Origin of the sequence: Pseudomonas frederiksbergensis, from assembly GCF_000802155.2 — a bacterium.
Lineage (GTDB): Bacteria > Pseudomonadota > Gammaproteobacteria > Pseudomonadales > Pseudomonadaceae > Aquipseudomonas > Aquipseudomonas frederiksbergensis_A.
The window spans coordinates 16,967-34,542 of record NZ_JQGJ02000006.1 but is presented as its reverse complement, the minus strand read 5'-3'; the positions used below and the strand labels follow the sequence as shown (position 1 = coordinate 34,542).

Sequence of the window (17,576 nt, the reverse complement as noted above, 5' to 3'; positions counted from 1 at the left end):
GCGAACAATTCTTGTTCTCTAGCACAGCTCTGCGCTGTCGGGATGTTTCTCGTTGCCGCCTGCACACACCGTCGAAGTGCTCTACAACGCCCATCACCGTTGGCTGAACGGCTGGTTGCGAAGAAAACTCGGTTGCCCCGACAGCGCCGCCGACCTTGCCCAAGACACGTTCATGCGTGTACTGACCGCTCGCGATCCGCAGCCGGTTCTTGAGCCCCGTGCATTTCTCACGACCATTGCCAAGCGCGTGCTGTTCAACCATTACCGCCGCCAGGACCTCGAGCGCGCCTACCTCGATGCCCTCGCTCAACTGCCGGAGCACGTGGTGCCGTCGGAGGAGGAGCGGGCAATCATCCTGCAAACCCTGATGGAACTGGACCAACTGCTCGATGGGTTGCCGCGGGCAGTCAAGCAGGCGTTTCTGCTGGCCCAGGTCGATGGCCTGACCTACAACGAGATCGCCCGCGAATTGGGGATTTCAGTGGCGACAGTCAAGCGTCATCTGAACAAGGCAGCGATGCGCTGCTACTTCGCCTTATGACGCCACCGATCAACGGCGCGCCGGGCGTCAGTGCACACGTCGCCGAGCAAGCCGTGCACTGGCTCTTGGAAATGCAGCAAGGCCCACTCGATACCCGCAAGCAGCAAGCTTGGGAACACTGGCTCGCTGCCCATAGCGAACATCGCCGCGCCTGGGAGCATATCCAGCGGGTCAATCAGCGGCTGCGCAGCGTGTCACCGCCACTGGCCCATGCGGCCCTCATTGCACCGAAGTCGGCGGCGCGACGTCGGGCGCTGAAGATGTTGCTGGTGCTTGGCGCTGGCTCGGCGTTGACCTGGGGCCTGCGTGAACGCCAACTGCTGCCGCCATTGATGGCCGATTTTCGCAGCCCGGTGGGCGAACGCCGACGGCTGATGCTGGATGACGGCAGCCAGTTGCAGCTCAACAGCGGCAGCGCGGTAGACGTTCGCTTCGACGCTCAACGCCGCTTGATCCGCCTGCTGGAAGGCGAACTATTGCTCACCGCCGCCCGGGATCCAAGGCCGCTGCAAGTGCTGGCCGCCCATGGCCTGCTGGAAAGCCGCGACGCCCGGTTCAACGTCCGCGAGTATCCGGACCACACCCAGGTGGCGGTGTTTGAAGGCGCCCTGGACATTCGTAGCCGACATGGCCCGGCTCTGTTGCTGACGGCGTCACGGCAAGTGTCCCTTGGCATCGACGGCACCGGGCCCGTCACCGCGCTGGACGCCAATAGCGGTGCCTGGACGGAAGGCATGCTGGTGGCCGCGCACATGCGCCTGGCGGACTTTCTCGACGAGCTCGGCCGTTATCGACGCGGCCAGTTGCACTGCGACGAAGCGGTCGCCAACCTTTTGATTTCCGGAACGTATCCGCTGGACAACAGCGAACGAATCCTCGACCTGCTGGAGGTCAGCCTGCCGGTAAAAGTACGTCGGTTCACCCGCTACTGGGTCACGGTCGAGGCTCGCGCTTGAATCGATCGCCACGCTTCCTGAAAAAAATGATGCGCCAGTGAGCCGTTTTCCACACCTCGGGTGACAGAGAAGCAAAGCACTTCGATACAACCTTCTCGGGAACCTCATCCATGCCGCAGCAACCCACCTGTCTCACCCCGCTCGCCCGTACCCTGCGTCAACTGTTGCTGGGGGCCAGCTTGAGTTTCGTCGCACTGCCTGCCGTGTTGGCTGCAGATACCAAGGCCTATCACATCGCACCTTCGTCACTGGAGAATGCCCTCAACCAGTTCGGACGCGAGGCCGGGGTGCTGATTTCCTTTGGATCGCAGACAACCGCAGGTCTGCAGAGTCGTGGCCTGGAAGGCAACTACAGCCCAGAGCAAGGGCTGAGCGCGCTGCTTGAAGGCACGGGCCTGCAAGCCCGGCCCGAGGGAGACAAAGCTTTCAGCCTGCAACCGACCACGGACGCCTCGCTGGACCTTGGAACCACCACCGTGGTGGGCGATTGGCTCGGCGACGCCGCCCAAGCCAACGTATTCGAACACCCCGGCGCCCGTGACGTCATCCGTCGCGAAGAATTCGAACGCCAGGGCGCAACCCAGGCGCGGGATGTGCTCAAACGCATTCCCGGCGTCAACGCACCGGAAAACAACGGCACCGGCAGCCACGACATGGCCCTGAACTTTGGTATCCGGGGCCTCAACCCACGCCTGGCCTCTCGCTCCACGGTATTGATGGACGGCATTGCGGTGCCTTTCGCCCCTTACGGCCAGCCGCAACTGTCGTTCGCGCCGATCAGCATGGGCAACATGGACGCGGTGGATGTCGTGCGCGGCGGCGGTGCAGTGCGCTACGGCCCGCAGAACGTCGGTGGTGTGGTCAACTTCGTGACCCGGGCGATTCCCGACGCACCGACGGTCAAGGGTGGTTTCCAGACCGAGACGAGCCCGTCCTCCAGCCACGACGGCTTCAAGACGTCATCGAACCTGCTGGCCGGCGCAACCGCAGACAACGGCCTCGGTGGTGCCCTGCTGTATTCCGGCACGCGCGGCGGTGACTGGCGTGAACACAGCGACACACAAATTGACGACTTGGTCCTCAAGGGCAACTACCAACTGGACGAGGCCAACAGTTTCAACGCCATGGCCCAGTATTACGAAGGTGAAGCCGACATGCCCGGCGGCCTGAACGTGGCCGACTACGATGCCGACCCGTATCAATCCACGCGTCCGAACGACCGGTTCTGGGGCCGTCGCACCTTGGTCAATGTCGGCTATCGCTACCAGCAGGACCGTCGGGAATTCACTGCCAGCACTTTCTTTACTAAGACCTTGCGCAGTGGCTACCTGGACCAAGGCACCTTCCTGTCCCTGTCGCCCCGCGAATATTGGGTGCGTGGATTGGAAACCCGTTTCGCCCAGGGCTTTGACCTTGGCCCGACCAGCCATGAAGTCGGCATCGGCTACCGCTACATCAACGAGGCCGGTCATGAGCTGCGCTACCGCACGCCCATTGCCAGCAATGAACTGCCCACAACCTCCAGCCGCAACGATCGGGATACGCGTGGCGGCACCGAGGCCAACGCATTGTTCATCGATGACCGGATCGACATTGGCAAATGGACCATCACGCCCGGTGTTCGCTATGAAATGATCGAGTCGCAGCAAACCAACAACCTGACGAATGTGAAGTACAAGGGCGACTACAACACCGCGTTGCCAGCGCTTAACGTGCTGTACCACGTAAACGATGAGTGGAACCTTTACGCCAATACCGAAGGTTCATTTGGCAGCGTGCAGTACAGCCAGATGCCCAATCGCGTGAGCAGCGGCGAAGTGAAGCCGGAGAAGGCTCGCACCTGGGAACTCGGCACCCGTTACGACAATGGCAATCTGCGGGCGGAAATTGGCGCTTTCCTGATCAATTTCGATAACCAGTATGAGAGCAATCAGACCAACGATTCGGTCATCGCTCGTGGCGAGACACGCCATCAAGGCATCGAAACCAGCTTCAGCTACGCGCTCGAAGGCCTTGACCCGGCACTGGCCGGTTTCGATGTATATGGCACGTATGCGTTCGTCGACGCGACTATCCGCGAGGAAGGCCCGAACAAGGGCAACCGGGTGCCCTTCTCCTCGAAGCATAAAGGCACCCTGGGAGTTGCTTACACAGAAGGCTCCTGGAAGCTGAACCTGGACAGCACCTACCAGAGCGCACAATTCGCAGACAACGCCAACACCCGAGCCGAAAGTGCCGACGGCAGCACCGGCAATATTCCCGGTTACATGCTGTTCAGCAGCCGCGCCGCCTATGACTTCGGCCCACGACTGTCGGATCTCAACGTCGCGGTGGGTGTGAAGAACATCTTCAACACCCAGTACTTCACCCGCTCGTTCGACGATAACAACCGCGGCAAATATGTCGGGGAGCCGCGCACGCTGTATGTGCAAACTTCCGTTGCGTTCTGACCCGATCTCGAAGGATCGTTGAAACAAAACGGGCCTGCGATTGCAGGCCCGTTTTCAGTTCAGACGTTGATAGACGGGGCAATCAGCCGTTGAGGGCGGCCCGTTCGTTTTCCAGGAATTCTTCCTCCAGCATCGCATCGGCCAGGGCAATCGACTCGGTCTGGCCATTGCTGGCGCCGCGCTTGCCGCGCAGCTTGCCAAACAGATGCTCCAACTTGTGTTCCAGCTTGGTGGCTGCGCCTTCGATGGCGAGTTCCAGCGACTCAGCCTTGTGTGTCACGGAAATCGGCTGATGGCCTTTGGGCCGGGCCTCGAGCTGGCATCGCAGGTCATGGGGACCGGGCTTGTCGCCGTTCTCATCCCCCAAATGGACCTCGACCCGTGTCAGGTCTTCTTCGTAACGTTCGAGCGTGCTTTCAATGGTAGTACGTACCCACTCCTCCAGTCGGATGCTGCTTTGAATATGGTTATCGCTGTTGACTTGGATTTGCATAGTTCATCCCTTATTTCGGCTAGCTCGCCAGGGGCCAATCGACGTTAGCGCAACGGCCCCTTGAGTACAGAGTCGGGCTGGCAGCGGAACAATTCAAGCCCCAGAAAAAGATAAATATTCATTTGCAAATAAAGCCGGACAATCGCCAAGAGCGCTGTTAATGTCGGGAGTTGCCTCGCCCCGCGCCCCTCTCGCCAATCCTCCCTACAGCCTGCACCGCAAGGGGACATCCGCCCCTCGTTGCCCTGAAACGGGCTACGCCCAGAGCTGCATTGCAGAGCATTGCGCAACCCGCCCCCCAGCTCATTGGCCCGGATTTTTTCCGGCATGGGCCTTGCAAACTCCCTGGCGGAGCTGCCGCTGGCGGGATCTGTCGATCCATCGCCCGCCCAGCCCACGGATGAACACGATCATGGAATGGCCGATGGTCTGGTGTTGCGAACTAATCCCGACCATGGCCGGTCAACAACTGCACGTTCAATCAGGCGGTGACGCATCATGGACAATCCTTTTCAGATCATTACGGACGCTTTCGCGCCGCAATACCAGATCAACCTGAGCATCCAGGGCCTGGATGGCAGCATCATGCTGACCCTGTCCAAGGCCGGGCGCATTATCGCCAAGCGCATGATCAGCGCCCAGCAACGCAACGACCCGGAACGGCTGCGGCGCCTGGTACAAAGCATTCAGTTCGGCATTGCCATCGAAGAAGGCCACAGCGCCGTGGCGATTCTCGAAGCCATGACCGGCGGCGACAACATCAAGGTGCCGCCACCGCAATCACAAGGCCCGGCACCCTCCGCCGTCGGTATCTAGATCTCGCCCTTCTCGACTTCGGAATGCTCGCTGGAACCCGCACCGATCTTGCGGTGCGGATGTTCGATTTTCACCGAGGGGAATTGCGACGAGGCGTAGCGCACCACCAGGATTGCGAACGACAGCAGCAGAATGCCGCCACACAGGTAGATGATGCCCAGGTCCGGCGGGCTGTGGTGGGAAACGTTGGAAATCAACAGCCGCGTCAGCGCAGTGATTGCCACATAGATCAGAAAGCGCACCGGCATATGGTTGGTCTTGAAATAGATTCCGACCATCGCCCCCAATTCCAGATAGATGAACAGCAGCAAGATGTCGTCGATCTTGATGTGCCCCACCTCGATCATCTGCAAAAACTCCATCACCGCCGCCCATGCGGTGACCGCACCAATGGCAAACAGCGCCAGGTAGTGGAAGGTCTCGACGAACAGGTTTCCCAGTGATTCGGCCAGTTGATGCACGTTCTGGCGCAGGTTCTCGGCCCAGTTGATTTTCACGATGTAGTTTCCTTAGGTCGACTCGACCGGATGATGCGGGATGGACGTGACGGTTTTCTGCATGCAGAAAAAAGGCCAGTGTCGGAGATGAGATGGCGATAGGCTGGTATTCGACACGTGGAGACGCGAATCGGCGTCGCCGAATGCCTGGAGCGTGCGCGACAAGACTCGAAACCGGACTACATTAAAAAGCCACTACCCAAAGAGAAGGGATTCGCTTATTCTTTGGCCTGTATATAAATACAGTAGTCACACAGACAACCAATGTGAAGGCATGTGAGGTGGTGAATGGCCGTCGAAGTGGTATACCGCAGCAGCCGAGATCTGGAGCGCTTGTTCATGGATAAAGCCGAAGCTGACCGTCATGACAAAATGCTGGAACTCGCCGAATTGCTGGCCGAGGTGTTGCAAAAAGCCGTCCCATCGCTGAGCGAGCAACAAGTGGAGGAAGCCGGGATCTACATGGCGAAGAATCGCGATGTCTTCGCCAAGGCATTCAAGAGCCAGCCGGACGCCCTGTCCGAACTGCTCAATCCGTCGGACGAATGAACCAGAAGATCGCAGCCTTCGGCAGCGCGTGCACTTGATGTCTCAATGCACGCGCTGCCGAAGGCTGCGATCTTTTTTATCGGTACAACAGACGCTCCGCCAACTCGTCGGCCACCCGAGCCGGCGAGCGTTTTTCCGCCTGGGCGTGGGCGAAGACTTCCGTAAGCCGGGCACCGATCTTCGACAGGTGCGCGGTGATGGTCGGCAATTCTTCGCCGCGGTGCTTCAACGCGACGTAGATCAGGCCGCCTGAATTGATTACATAGTCCGGGGCATAGAGGATCCCGCGTCTTTCCAATTGATCAGCGACCTGCAGATTGCTCAGTTGGTTATGAGCCGAACCTGCGACAGCCGAGCAGCGCAGTTGCGCCACGCTATGGCTGTTGAGTACGCCGCCGAGGCCGCAGGGTGCCAGGATGTCGCAAGGGGTACTGAGCAACGCATCGTTGGCAATGGGATGGGCGCCCAATTGTTCCATTGCCAGTTGGACCTTGCCGGGGTCGATATCGCTGACCAGCAGTTCCGCGCCCGCCGCGTGCAGCTGTTCAGCCAGGGCATAACCGACATTGCCCAGGCCCTGGATCGCGACGCGCAGGCTCTCCAGGTTATCGCTGCCAAGGCGCGCCATGGCCGTGGCACGGATGCCGGCGAAAACGCCCATCGCCGCGTGAGGCGCGGGGTCTCCCGCGGCGGTGGTGCTGGTGACATGACGGGTCTGCTGGGCAATGCAATCCATGTCGGCTACCGATGTACCGCTGTCGATGGCGGTGATGTAGCGTCCGTCCAACTGCTCTATGAAGCGCCCGAAGGCTTCGAACAGCGCGGCCCGGCTGTCAACATGCGCGGGGCGCATGATGACTGCCACTCCCCCGCCCACCGGCAATCCGGCCAAGGCGGCCTTGTAGCTCATGCCCTGGGCCAGGCGCACCGCGTCGGCCACGGCACTTTCGTCGTCGGGATAGGAAAGATAACGACAACCACCCAGGGCAGGCCCCGGACGGCTGCAATGAATGGCAATCACCGCCTTCAACCCGGTCGCCGGGTCCACGCTCAAGTACAGCGATTCAAGGCGGGAGCTTTGCATGAGAGCAAACATCGACAGGCTCCCGAATCACTTTTGTCTGTTTCGCCAGTATAGGCGCGCAGTCGAAAATTGCTGGAGCACGCCGGAATAAGCACAAGCGCGGCGCAGCTTTTCAGGCATAACCTGTAACGGGGCATTTGTAGGGCTGGACGAAAAGCCATGGCGGAGCTAAAACGAGGCATAGCCCGGAGATTGTGATGAAGCCGCGCCAAGCCTTTTTTGAATGCCTGCACCGTTCGCCACCGGCGCTGTTCGAAGCCGCGCTATGGGTCGCCGCCGAACATGACCGTGAGCTGGACGTACCGACGCTGCTTAATGATTTCAAGGACCTGCAACGGCTGGTCAGCCACGGCCTGCCCATGTTGCCGGTCAACGAATTGGGCCAGCCCTTGCTTCGACGCCTCAATGACCTGGGTTTCGCCCAGGACGATTTCACCCCGCTACGCCCCCGCGCGGCTTTGCTCGACAAAGTCCTGGCGCGCAAGCGCGGCCAACCGCTGGCCCTTGGGCTGATAGCGTTGGAACTGGCCCGTGGCTTGGAGATTCCGATGGTTGGCGTCAACTTTCCCGGTCATTTCCTGCTGCGGGTGCCCGGTGCCGACCATTTGCTCGACCCATGCGGTGGCCGGCGGTTGTACCCCAATGACTGCCGGGACCTGCTGCAACGCCAATATGGCGCCAACATGCAGCTCAAGGCTGAGCACCTGGTCAGCGCCGAGCCGATGCAAATGCTCCAACGGTTGTCGCGCAACCTGCGGCAATTGCACCTGGCGAACGATGATTACATTGCCGCACTGATTGACGCCGAACGCGTGCTGGAAATGGGCAATGCCAACGCCGCGGACTACCTGGCCCGCGCCAGCCTTTACCAACGGCTCGACTGCCCCAACGCCGAACGTTTCGACCTTGAACATGCCCTGATGCTCAGTGAAGATCCAATCCAGCGGCTGCGCCTGACGGAGCGGTTGGGACATTTGCCACCCAATTCGATTGTGCATTGAATGGGTGCGGCTTTTAGATTTTCAGCGATTGTTGGATCACCAAATCAAGCCGGGGTGTCAGGCTGGTTCGCTGGATGCGCTCTCTGGAACGCCTCATGCCCTGCCGCCAGCGCCGCGACTCGGCGGATCCGCGGGTAGGCTTGCAATGAAACGTTGAACCGCTCAGCGGCGTACAACTGCGGAACCAGGTACACATCCGCCACACCTGGCAGCGCACCGAAACAATAACCGTCATCGCCAATCAGTTGTTCTACCGCGGCGAGCCCCTGGCTGATCCAGTGCGTGATCCATTCCACCACCTGCGTTTCATCGTGCCCCCACTTGCGCAGCTTATTGAGCACGCTGACATTGTGCAGGGGATGAATATCGCAGCCGATCAGCGCCGCGACGCCACGCTCGTGGGCGCGAGTCGCAAGGTCGCGGCTGAACAGCGGCACCTGTGGATAACGTTCCTCCAGGTATTCGATGATGGCCGGCGACTGCACCAGCAGCGCCCCCTCATCGGTGCGCAGCGCCGGTACTCGCCCCTGTGGATTGATCGCCAAGTACATCGGCTGGCGATGCTCGCCCTCGGGTGTGGCGATCAGGTTGACGGGCAGCGCCTGGTAATCCAGGCCCTTGAGGGCCAAGGCAATACGCACCCGGTACGACGAAGTGGAACGATAGTAGGTATAGAGTTCCATGCCCGCGCCTCAACGTGCCGACAGGATCTTGCCGCGGCATTCGCCGAAGCCGATCGATACAACGCCCTCGCGGCTGCAACGGGCGCGCAGGATGATTTCATCGCCGTCCTCGAGGAACTTGCGGACTTCGCCGGATGCCAGTTCGATCGGCTTTTTGCCGCCCTCGGTGATTTCCAGCAGGCTGCCGAACTGACCGCTCTGCGGCCCCGACAACGTACCCGAACCAAACAGATCACCCGCTTGCAACTGGCAGCCGTTGACGCTGTGGTGCGCAACCATCTGTGCCACCGTCCAATACATGTACTGCGTGTTGCTCAGGGTCAGTCGATGGGCCGGCAGTTTCTGCTCACGCATGGCTTCGGTCAGCAGCAGCACTTCCAGCTCGATGTCGAATGCACCCGCGGCCTGGTCACGTTTGTCCAGCAAGTACGGCAATGGTTGCGGATCGCCCTCGGGACGCGCCGGCTGCGCACGACGGAACGGCTCCAGGGCTTCGGCAGTCACGACCCATGGAGAAACACTGGTCAGGAAGCTCTTGGACAGGAACGGCCCCAGCGGCTGGTATTCCCACGCCTGGATATCCCGGGCCGACCAATCGTTGAGCAGGCAGAAACCGGCAATGTGCTCGGCGGCGTCGCCGATGGCGATGGGCTCGCCAAGGGTGTTGCCCTTGGCGATCCAGATCCCCAGCTCCAGCTCATAGTCCAGCCGCGCGCAGGGACCAAAAGTCGGCTCGGTCTGCCCGGCCGGCAAGGTCTGGCCCTTCGGGCGACGTACATCGGTGCCCGATGGCCGCACCGTCGAAGCACGGCCGTGATAGCCGATGGGAACGTATTTATAATTCGGTAGCAGCGGATTGTCCGGCCGGAACAGCTTGCCGACATTTTGCGCATGCTCGATGCCAACGTAGAAGTCGGTGTAATCGTTGATTTTCGCAGGCAGATGCATCTGGCAGTTCTCCGCCAGATGCAGCAGCTTTTCACCCTGGGCCTGGATCTCGTCCCGCCGGGGACTGCCCTCGCGCAGCAGGTTCAATAACTGTTCACGCAGGGCAACCCGGGCGCCACGGCCGAGTTCGAAGAACGCATTCAACTGACCGTCCCGCATGGCCAGGATGGCTTCGCCCGCAGCGCCGTCGAACAGCCCAGCGTCCAACGCCGCCTGCAAGTCGAAAATCCGATCGCCAATGGCAACGCCGCTGCGCGGGGATTGCCCGGCCGGGCTGAAAACGCCGAGCGGCAGGTTCTGCAAGGGGAAATCGGCATGGCCGTTGGCGGAATCGACCCAGCTGCGGGTGGGGGAAACTTGAGTCATGGGTTATCTCCGGGTCGGGTCGAACGTGACTGGCAACGAAGCCCAGCAGGCGTCGTAGTCCGTTTGCAATTGCGGGCAGTCCAAGGCGAATCGGCTCGGGCGCAGCACTTGGCTGGTCTCGAACATGAACGCCATGGTGTTGTCGATTTTCGCCGGCTTGAGTTCGGCATTGATGGCCTTGGTGCAGGTCTCACCGTCGGGACCATGGGCGCTCATGCAACTGTGCAGGGACGCGCCTCCCGGCAGGAAACCTTCGGCCTTGGCGTCGTATGCGCCCTGGATCAGGCCCATGAATTCATTCATGAGATTGCGATGGAACCAGGGTGGACGGAAGGTGTTCTCCGCCACCATCCAGCGTGGCGGGAAAATTACGAAATCAAGATTTGCCAAGCCATGGACGCTGGTGGGCGACGTCAACACGGTAAAAATCGACGGGTCTGGATGGTCGAAGCTGACCGTGCCGATGGTATTGAAGCGACGCAGGTCATATTTGTACGGCACGTTGTTGCCATGCCAGGCCACCACGTCAAACGGCGAATGATCCAGTTCGCACGCCCATAGCTCCCCGAGGAACTTCTGCACCAAGGTAGTGGGTCGGGCGAGGTTTTCATAATGAGCGACAGGCGACAGGAAATCCCTCGGGTTGGCCAGGCCATTGCTGCCAATGGGCCCCAGGTCGGGCAGGCGCAACGGCGCACCATGGTTTTCGGCGATATAACCGCGAGCCTGAGGGTCGAGCAGCTCGACACGGAACTTCAATCCACGGGGCAGCACCGCGATTTCCAAGGGTTCCAGGTCCAGCACACCCAGCTCGGTGACGATCCGCAGACGCCCCAGTTGCGGCACGAGCAGCCATTCGCCGTCGGCATTGAAGAACACCCGCTCCATGGACCGGTTGGCCCGGTAATGATAGATGCTGATGCCCGCCGGCTTGTCCGAGCCAGCATTGGCGGCCATGCGCACCAGGCCGTCAATGAAATCGGCAGGCTCATCGGGAATGCCCAGCGGGCTCCAGCGCAAGCGGTTAGGCGTGACCTCACCCAGCGGGCCGCCAGCCAATTGCTGCTCCAGCTTGGTAAACGCCGGGTGGTTGGCCGAGGGCCGGATGCGGTACATCCAGGTTCGCCGCGCTTCGCTGCGGGCCATGGTGAACGCGGTGCCGGAAAAAAGCTCGGCATACAGGCCGTAAGGCGCCTTTTGCGGGGAATTCTGGCCAACCGGCAGGGCGCCAGGCAACGCTTCGCTGGCGAACTCATTACCGAAGCCAGACTGGTAAAGCACATCCGACGGCGTGGAGTCGAGGTTCATGGAGCCTCCTGAGATGCGGTCCGTCACTCAATGAACGACTTGAGGCGTACCGGGTTATTTTTATCGTAATCAAATTACGCATAACGTAATTTGCTCGACAACCACCGTCAAGCTATAAAGACGCCCATTCGCCCTTCGGACCCACACCTCCATGGAAAACCCGCCGAGCAACGGTAAACAGAAAGTCCGCTCCGCTGAGGTCGGCACCGATATCCTCAAGGCCCTGGCCGAATTATCGCCATCCACGTCGCTGTCGCGCCTGGCCGAGCATGTGCAGATGCCGGCCAGCAAGGTCCACCGTTATCTACAAGCCTTGATCGCCAGCGGATTTGCCGAACAGAACACAGCCACCAATCACTACGGCTTGGGCCGCGAGGCCTTGCGCGTGGGCTTGGCGGCGTTGAACGGCATGGACGTACTGCAAGTGGCCGCCCTGCCCTTGGCCGAGTTGCGCGATGACCTGAACGAAACCTGTTTCCTGGCGGTATGGGGCAATCATGGCGCGACAGTGGTGAGAATCGAGCCCGCCGTACGGGCCGTGACCGTGGTGACGCAACTGGGCTCGGTGTTGCCGTTGCTCAGTTCTTCCACCGGACTGGTTTTCAGCGCCTATCTGCCGGAGCGCGAGACGATCGAGTTGCGCGACCAGGAAGTGCACGCCACCCAGGGCCACGCCCTGGCGGACGAACAGGCCTATGCAACGCTGTGCGAGCACATCCGCAGTCGTGGCTTGCATCACGTGCATGGGTTGCTGATGCCGGGGGTGGATGCCTTGTCTGCGCCGGTGTTCAACGCCATGGGCGACGTGGCGGCGGTAATGACGATCGTCGGCCCGACGTCACTGTTCCACGCGGATGAGAACGGCCCGGCGGCGCGGCGCCTGTTGGCGGCGACCCGGGCCGTAAGCTGGCGAATGGGCTATGAGCAATCCGGGATCAGCTCAACAAGTCCGGCACGATCCTGATCAATAGGTCGTTGAGGTGGGCGATGGTCAACTGCGGATGAATGTGCGTCGCTTCCTCGCTGAAGGCCTGCGTGTACACGGCCTGATGGCCGCCCTTGGCATGAAAGGGAATATCGTCATCGTCGAAGTGAGCCAGCAGATAGTCCACAAGCTTCCGGGAAGAGGTGATGATTCGGCCCCCCAGATCGTCCGAGCCAAAACCGGTGACATAGGTTTCGTTCAACCCGACGCCTGGCAGGTGACTCTTCAAGATCGATTCAAGGTCCTCGACGGCCAGTGACCTCAGGGCGGGCCGGGATAGATCAATCGACGGTTCCTCGGTCAGGCTCGAGACGATATCCATGACGATTTTCTCAAAGCCGATCACATCGAGCCCCTTGATCCGATCCTCTGGAGCAAACGAGTAACGCTTGCTGAAAATTTGGTGAGTGCCTTGGGTGTAAGTGGGGCCGACTTGTCTTTGAACGCAAGCCAGCGCTTCATCAAACAATGTGACGGAGGAAACAACCTCTGTGCCAGCAATAGTATCCCGCGCATTTAAATAGAGGTGGTATGGACTGGTTTCCAACTCTTCCAACGCCTCACCGAGCAACACCTGTACAGCGAAGTCAACACGCGTTTTCTTGAGAGCAGCAAGCCTTTGCGAATATGAAGCAAATAATGGAGCGTACATAAAAACAACATCCTTGTTCTGTATCGAATCAAACTTCCCGCTCGATCCGTTGAATTGATTACACCTGTTACGGTGCCCGTGGCCAGCTGAAGTTAAACTTCAACCAAGTCCAGCCCGGAAGTTATACACCAACACCATTCATCTACGCTCAGTGATATGTAAGCGCGAGTAAGTTTTCAAACTTAGCTCATTACACCCATGACCTTGGCCTTGGCCACTGCCTGTGTACGCCGTTGCACCCCCAACTTGCTATGGATACGACGCGAATGGGTCTTCACTGTGTGCAATGAGATAAATAATTGTTCGGCGATCTGTTGGTTTGAATAACCTTGTGCAATCAACTCCAGCACTTCCAGTTCACGGTGACTGAGCACGGTTTCCTCGGCCATTGTCGATGGCGGGTCGAGGGGTTCGGCAGTTTGTGCCGCGTGCACCAGGTCCGGTTGGCGCAGGCACAGCTCGCGCAGGGCTTGTTGCGCCCGTCGACAGGCAACCCCTTCGAGCCCTTTTTGCAAAAGCTCGCGCGCCTGGTGACGATCGGCCGACAACCAGACGACCTCCGCCAATGCCAGCAGCAGTTCGGTTTCCAAGGCGTGCATCTCGCAGTGTTGTGCCTGGGCGATCATTTCCCTGAGCCGGGCCTGCGGCTCGTGCGCCCGGCGCAGATAGACTTCCGTCAGCACCAGCAAATACTCCAGACGGGGAATCAGTTCCAAGGTCGCGGGCGGCGCATGCTTGGCCTGTGGCCCATGGAAATGCCGCAACACTCGGGTCAACACCTCATGGGCCAGTTCCGGTCGCCCCTGCTGCAACCAGAACTGACAGCTGACTTGCAGCAACACACCGCGGTACACCGTGTCGGGAATGTGCCGCTGTTGCATGGTCCGCTCGGCGTCGCGAAGCTGCATGAAGGCCTCGCCATAGTCGCCCTGGTTGGCGGCCAGGCTTGCCTTGCCGAGAAAGCCATAGAGCACCTGCTTGTCCTGGCTGCGCAAACCGGCCTCCAGGCCCGCCTGGAAGTGCTCGGCGGCCTGCTCGTCAAGCCCCATGCGCAACGCCAGGCGCCCCCGTCGCAAGGCGATACGGCCCAGCAATGCAGAAAAATCCTGCCCTGGTTTATCGAGCAATGCCTGGACCGCGCCCAGCAGGTGATCGGCCCGGTGGGGCGCGCCGCGCTGTTCCAGGATTTGCGCGTGGTCCAGTTCCAGTAGCCCTTCGAACACCAGCGAACCGCCGGCGCGCGCTACGCAAAGTGCCTGGCGATTGATCGCCTGCGCCAACGCCAGTTCGCCTTGGAGCAGTGCCTGTTGTGTCTGTCCGATCAGGCACAGCACCTTGAGGGCCCAGGCCTCCGGATCCAGGCCGGCCAAGGCCTGGAGAAAATGTTCGCGAGCCTGGTCACCCTCGCCGCGCAGGTGCAACAACCAACCACGCAGCACCTCCCAACGGGCGATCAGTTGTCTCTGCTGACTGACCAGGGGATGTGGCATGAACCTGGCCAGCTGTTCAATGCAGACCTCAGCCTGGTCAAAGCGGCCGGCAAAGAGCAAGGCCGTGGTAATCAGCCCTACCGATTGCGCGGTCCCCAGCGACAATGCTTCGCCCTGCTGGTCGTGCAGGGCCAGCAGCAATTGGACATTGCTACCTTGCAGCACATGTTCGAAATTCAGGTGCTGCAGGAAACTGACGGCGGTCTCGAATTCCCCAGCTTGCATGGCTTGCTCGAATGCCATGGGCCAGTCCTGTTCGGCCGCGAACCATTGGCAGGCCCGTCGATGCCAGGAGCGGCCTTGTGGCCAGGGCTCTTCGCGCACTAACCGCGCCAGGGGTGGGAAAATCCGCAGCCAGTCCGAGGAATCCTCCCACGGTTCGATGAAGCACCCCAGGTCCAGCAGCAACGGAAGGCATTCGGCCCCCACCGTATCGCCGAACAGGTGCGAGCAAAGCTGGGCATTGAAACGCGGCAGGTGCGCCAGTACCCGCCAGGCCTGGGCCAGCTCCGGGGTCAACGTACCGAACAGTTCATATTCCAGGTAATCGAGCAAGGTGCCGGCCCGACCCGGCGCAGCGTGCCGGCGAGCCCATTCACAGCGCTCCAGCAGGGTGATGCGCACCCCGGCACACCAGCCGCCGCTACGCTGTATCACCTCCCTGGCCGTGCGCGCTGCCTGCGGGCCGGGCAAGTGCCTCAGCAGTTGCTGGACATCGTCGCAAGAAAAGACCAGGGCCTGGGCGTCGAACTCGTACAGTTCGTCATCGAGCAACAAGCGTGGCCAGTTGCAATGAGGACGACGACGGCCGTTCAACCAAAGATGCAATGCAGGGCTGCTGGCGCTCAACAAACGGTCAAGCAGTTGGTCCAGCTCAGGGTTGGCTACCCGGCAATAGTCATCCAGAAACAGCCACGTCGCCGATTGCAGGCGCGCCAGATGAGCCAGCAGGCTCGCCTCATCCGTCACCGGTAGCCCGAGGGCCTGTGCCAGGCTTTCGCACATTTGCGCGGCGTTCATCGTCGCGCCGGCCAGGGGCAGCCAATGCACCCGGCACTCGGCGGGGGCCTGCAGGAAACACTCGGCGAACAAGGCGCTCTTGCCACTTCCCGCGGGTGCGCAAAGCAGTTTTACCCGCGCCTCGGAAGCCAGCAAGGGCTCGCTCAACGACCTGCGTGGCACGTGCGTCGACGACAGGCGAGGCAGCAGCCCTGGACGGTCCGGACACGGGGTCATGGCGGTCATTGCGAGGTCCTTTTTATTGTTGTTCCTTCACCCTAGACCTGTGTCGACCACCTTAGGAGAAATATTCAGCACGCTGATTGGCGCCCATAAAAAAAAGACCGGCAACTCGGTTGCCGGTCTTTTTTTTCTGCCTTGCCAGGGGGATTACCGGACCCCGCTCGAACGCAACGCCGCCGGGGTGTAGTCGGCTGCCCGAGCCTCGAAACCATACACGTAGGCGTGTTTCTCTTCGTTTTTCATACCCAGCGCGATGTAGCGGCCTGCGATGATGTCGTAGAGCGCTTCGAGGGTGTAGCCCGGGTTCTGATGGTCATAGTAAAACTGGGCATGCCCCTCGGCCACTCGCCACAACTGGCCGCGACCGTCGTAGTGGTCGACCAGCGCCGCTTGCCAGCTGTCCTCGTCGATGTACATGTGGCGCTTGGCGTAGATATGCCGCTCGCTGGGCTTGACCGTACCGACCACTTCCCAGACCCGATGCAATTCGTAGCGGGTCAGGTCCTGGTTGATGTGGCCGGCCTTGATCACATCGTCGTACTTGAGGCTTGGCGAATCGAGCTTGTAGCTGTTGTACGGTATGTACATTTCTTTCTTGCCAACCAGTTTCCAGTCATAGCGATCCGGCGCGCCGGAGAACAGGTCGAAGTTGTCCGAGGTACGCAACCCGTCGGCGGCGGTCCCCGGGCCGTCATAGGCCACTTGCGGCGCACGCCGCACACGGCGCTGGCCGGCGTTGTAGATCCACGCCAAGCGCGGCTCTTTCACTTGGTCGAGCGTCTCGTGCACCAGCAACACGTTACCGGCCAGGCGCGCCGGCGCGGTGACCTCCTGCTTGAAATAGGTCAGCACGTTGCTGGCTTTTTCCGGGTCGGCATCCTTGATCAGGAACGGCACGGCGATTTCTTCTTCAAAGCGGATCGGCGTGAAGCTGCCGTTGGTCTGCGGCGTGGCCTGGGTGATGACGCGCCGCAGGTTGCCACCGTGATACCGGGTGATGTGGTTCCACAACACTTCCACGCCGTTTTTCGGGATCGGGAACGCGTAGTAGCGGTTGCCAGTGAAATTGGCCAGGCCATTGCCGTCGTTGATGGCGTTGACGTTGAGCGCGCTGCGCTTGGCCGACTCATAGACTTCCGGCGGCAGGCCGACGCTGCGATGGGTCGGGTAGACCGGAATCTTGTAGGTTTCCGGGTAGCGCTTGAACATCGCGACCTGACCGTCGGACAGCTTGTCCTTGTACTTGTCCACGGTCGCGGCGGTGATGGTGAACAGCGGTTTTTCATTGGCGAACGGGTCGGCCAGGAAGCCTTTGCTGTCCACGGCACCAGCGTTTTTCGGGATGCCGCCAGTCCAGGCCGGGATCGAGCCATCGGCGTTGCCGGCCTTCTCCGCGCCCAGTGGCGTGAGGCTGGTGCCCAGCTTGTTAGCTTCCTCCGGCGACACCGCCGCCATCACGTTTACGGCCAGCAGGCTCAGGGCCAGGGCACCGCATTGCAGGATCGTCTTGTGCAT

General features: G+C 60.7%; 16 protein-coding genes. 7 read left to right on the top strand and 9 right to left on the bottom strand.

Going from position 1 to position 17,576, the window contains the following annotated elements; genetic code table 11:
- Positions 1 to 52 precede the first annotated feature (52 nt).
- The 3 genes from JZ00_RS13505 to fecA all read left to right on the top strand — a co-directional run bounded on the left by JZ00_RS13505 (position 53) and on the right by fecA (position 3,947).
- Positions 53 to 541, top strand: a complete 489-nt coding sequence (locus JZ00_RS13505) for a sigma-70 family RNA polymerase sigma factor (RefSeq protein WP_039591611.1) — start codon at positions 53 to 55, stop codon at positions 539 to 541.
- Positions 538 to 1,497: a FecR domain-containing protein gene (locus JZ00_RS13500; RefSeq protein WP_039591612.1), complete on the top strand. Its 960-nt coding sequence runs from the start codon at positions 538 to 540 to the stop codon at positions 1,495 to 1,497. Before JZ00_RS13505 ends, JZ00_RS13500 begins: the two co-directional genes overlap by 4 nt.
- A gap of 110 nt (positions 1,498 to 1,607) precedes the next feature.
- The gene (fecA, locus tag JZ00_RS13495) at positions 1,608 to 3,947 is read left to right on the top strand and encodes a TonB-dependent Fe(3+) dicitrate receptor FecA (RefSeq protein WP_039591614.1); all 2,340 of its coding nucleotides are present in this window, start codon (positions 1,608 to 1,610) and stop codon (positions 3,945 to 3,947) included.
- Between the two features lie 82 nt (positions 3,948 to 4,029).
- Here the strand turns inward: fecA and JZ00_RS13490 are convergent, their stop codons facing one another.
- Positions 4,030 to 4,440 (bottom strand): HPF/RaiA family ribosome-associated protein, encoded by a 411-nt coding sequence (locus tag JZ00_RS13490; protein ID WP_039591615.1) that lies wholly within the window; start codon positions 4,438 to 4,440, stop codon positions 4,030 to 4,032.
- A 498-nt stretch (positions 4,441 to 4,938) separates the two neighbouring features.
- On the opposite strand from JZ00_RS13490, the gene JZ00_RS13480 reads away from it, so the two are divergent.
- Positions 4,939 to 5,256 (top strand): DUF3509 domain-containing protein, encoded by a 318-nt coding sequence (locus tag JZ00_RS13480; RefSeq protein WP_039591618.1) that lies wholly within the window; start codon positions 4,939 to 4,941, stop codon positions 5,254 to 5,256.
- On the opposite strand, the gene JZ00_RS13475 is transcribed toward JZ00_RS13480, so the two are convergent.
- A complete protein-coding gene (locus tag JZ00_RS13475; protein WP_039591619.1) occupies positions 5,253 to 5,753 on the bottom strand; it encodes a phosphate-starvation-inducible protein PsiE in 501 nt (166 codons plus the stop codon). The genes JZ00_RS13480 and JZ00_RS13475 overlap by 4 nt on opposite strands.
- 288 nt (positions 5,754 to 6,041) lie before the next feature.
- On the opposite strand from JZ00_RS13475, the gene JZ00_RS13470 reads away from it, so the two are divergent.
- The gene (locus tag JZ00_RS13470) at positions 6,042 to 6,302 is read left to right on the top strand and encodes a YebG family protein (RefSeq protein WP_003205410.1); all 261 of its coding nucleotides are present in this window, start codon (positions 6,042 to 6,044) and stop codon (positions 6,300 to 6,302) included.
- A gap of 76 nt (positions 6,303 to 6,378) precedes the next feature.
- On the opposite strand, the gene JZ00_RS13465 is transcribed toward JZ00_RS13470, so the two are convergent.
- Positions 6,379 to 7,398 (bottom strand): Leu/Phe/Val dehydrogenase, encoded by a 1,020-nt coding sequence (locus JZ00_RS13465; RefSeq protein ID WP_039591620.1) that lies wholly within the window; start codon positions 7,396 to 7,398, stop codon positions 6,379 to 6,381.
- 185 nt (positions 7,399 to 7,583) lie between these two features.
- Here JZ00_RS13465 and JZ00_RS13460 point away from each other — a divergent pair, with 185 nt between their 5' ends.
- The gene (locus JZ00_RS13460; protein WP_039591621.1) at positions 7,584 to 8,387 is read left to right on the top strand and encodes a SirB1 family protein; all 804 of its coding nucleotides are present in this window, start codon (positions 7,584 to 7,586) and stop codon (positions 8,385 to 8,387) included.
- Positions 8,388 to 8,431: 44 nt separating this feature from the next.
- Here JZ00_RS13460 and maiA read toward each other — a convergent pair whose 3' ends face one another.
- Genes maiA through hmgA form a run of 3 tightly spaced genes read right to left on the bottom strand, consistent with a single transcriptional unit; the run spans position 8,432 to position 11,692 of the window.
- Complete coding sequence (gene maiA / locus JZ00_RS13455) at positions 8,432 to 9,070, bottom strand: maleylacetoacetate isomerase (RefSeq protein WP_039591622.1); 639 nt, start codon at positions 9,068 to 9,070, stop codon at positions 8,432 to 8,434.
- A gap of 9 nt (positions 9,071 to 9,079) precedes the next feature.
- Entirely contained in the window at positions 9,080 to 10,384 is a 1,305-nt protein-coding gene (gene fahA / locus JZ00_RS13450) for a fumarylacetoacetase (RefSeq protein WP_039591623.1), read from the bottom strand.
- A gap of 3 nt (positions 10,385 to 10,387) precedes the next feature.
- On the bottom strand, positions 10,388 to 11,692 hold the full coding sequence (gene hmgA / locus JZ00_RS13445; RefSeq protein WP_039591624.1) for a homogentisate 1,2-dioxygenase: 1,305 nt from the start codon (positions 11,690 to 11,692) through the stop codon (positions 10,388 to 10,390).
- Between the two features lie 151 nt (positions 11,693 to 11,843).
- Here hmgA and JZ00_RS13440 point away from each other — a divergent pair, with 151 nt between their 5' ends.
- Positions 11,844 to 12,656: an IclR family transcriptional regulator gene (locus JZ00_RS13440; RefSeq protein ID WP_039591625.1), complete on the top strand. Its 813-nt coding sequence runs from the start codon at positions 11,844 to 11,846 to the stop codon at positions 12,654 to 12,656.
- Here the strand turns inward: JZ00_RS13440 and JZ00_RS13435 are convergent.
- The 3 genes from JZ00_RS13435 to JZ00_RS13425 all read right to left on the bottom strand — a co-directional run bounded on the left by JZ00_RS13435 (position 12,628) and on the right by JZ00_RS13425 (position 17,576).
- Positions 12,628 to 13,329 (bottom strand): hypothetical protein, encoded by a 702-nt coding sequence (locus tag JZ00_RS13435; protein WP_039591626.1) that lies wholly within the window; start codon positions 13,327 to 13,329, stop codon positions 12,628 to 12,630. The two genes, JZ00_RS13440 and JZ00_RS13435, sit on opposite strands and share 29 nt — an antisense overlap.
- Before the next feature lie 182 nt (positions 13,330 to 13,511).
- The gene (locus JZ00_RS13430; RefSeq protein ID WP_039591627.1) at positions 13,512 to 16,064 is read right to left on the bottom strand and encodes a helix-turn-helix transcriptional regulator; all 2,553 of its coding nucleotides are present in this window, start codon (positions 16,062 to 16,064) and stop codon (positions 13,512 to 13,514) included.
- A 144-nt stretch (positions 16,065 to 16,208) separates the two neighbouring features.
- Entirely contained in the window at positions 16,209 to 17,576 is a 1,368-nt protein-coding gene (locus tag JZ00_RS13425) for a DUF1329 domain-containing protein (RefSeq protein ID WP_039591628.1), read from the bottom strand.

Coding starts and splice junctions, on each gene's coding strand:
- JZ00_RS13500 (WP_039591612.1), top strand. CDS start 538: ATGACGCCACCGATCAACGGCGCGCCGGGCGTCAGTGCACACGTCGCC.
- fecA (WP_039591614.1), top strand. CDS start 1,608: ATGCCGCAGCAACCCACCTGTCTCACCCCGCTCGCCCGTACCCTGCGT.
- JZ00_RS13490 (WP_039591615.1), bottom strand. CDS start 4,440: ATGCAAATCCAAGTCAACAGCGATAACCATATTCAAAGCAGCATCCGA.
- JZ00_RS13480 (WP_039591618.1), top strand. CDS start 4,939: ATGGACAATCCTTTTCAGATCATTACGGACGCTTTCGCGCCGCAATAC.
- JZ00_RS13470 (WP_003205410.1), top strand. CDS start 6,042: ATGGCCGTCGAAGTGGTATACCGCAGCAGCCGAGATCTGGAGCGCTTG.
- JZ00_RS13465 (WP_039591620.1), bottom strand. CDS start 7,398: ATGTTTGCTCTCATGCAAAGCTCCCGCCTTGAATCGCTGTACTTGAGC.
- JZ00_RS13460 (WP_039591621.1), top strand. CDS start 7,584: ATGAAGCCGCGCCAAGCCTTTTTTGAATGCCTGCACCGTTCGCCACCG.
- maiA (WP_039591622.1), bottom strand. CDS start 9,070: ATGGAACTCTATACCTACTATCGTTCCACTTCGTCGTACCGGGTGCGT.
- fahA (WP_039591623.1), bottom strand. CDS start 10,384: ATGACTCAAGTTTCCCCCACCCGCAGCTGGGTCGATTCCGCCAACGGC.
- hmgA (WP_039591624.1), bottom strand. CDS start 11,692: ATGAACCTCGACTCCACGCCGTCGGATGTGCTTTACCAGTCTGGCTTC.
- JZ00_RS13440 (WP_039591625.1), top strand. CDS start 11,844: ATGGAAAACCCGCCGAGCAACGGTAAACAGAAAGTCCGCTCCGCTGAG.
- JZ00_RS13435 (WP_039591626.1), bottom strand. CDS start 13,329: ATGTACGCTCCATTATTTGCTTCATATTCGCAAAGGCTTGCTGCTCTC.
- JZ00_RS13430 (WP_039591627.1), bottom strand. CDS start 16,064: ATGACCGCCATGACCCCGTGTCCGGACCGTCCAGGGCTGCTGCCTCGC.
- JZ00_RS13425 (WP_039591628.1), bottom strand. CDS start 17,576: ATGCACAAGACGATCCTGCAATGCGGTGCCCTGGCCCTGAGCCTGCTG.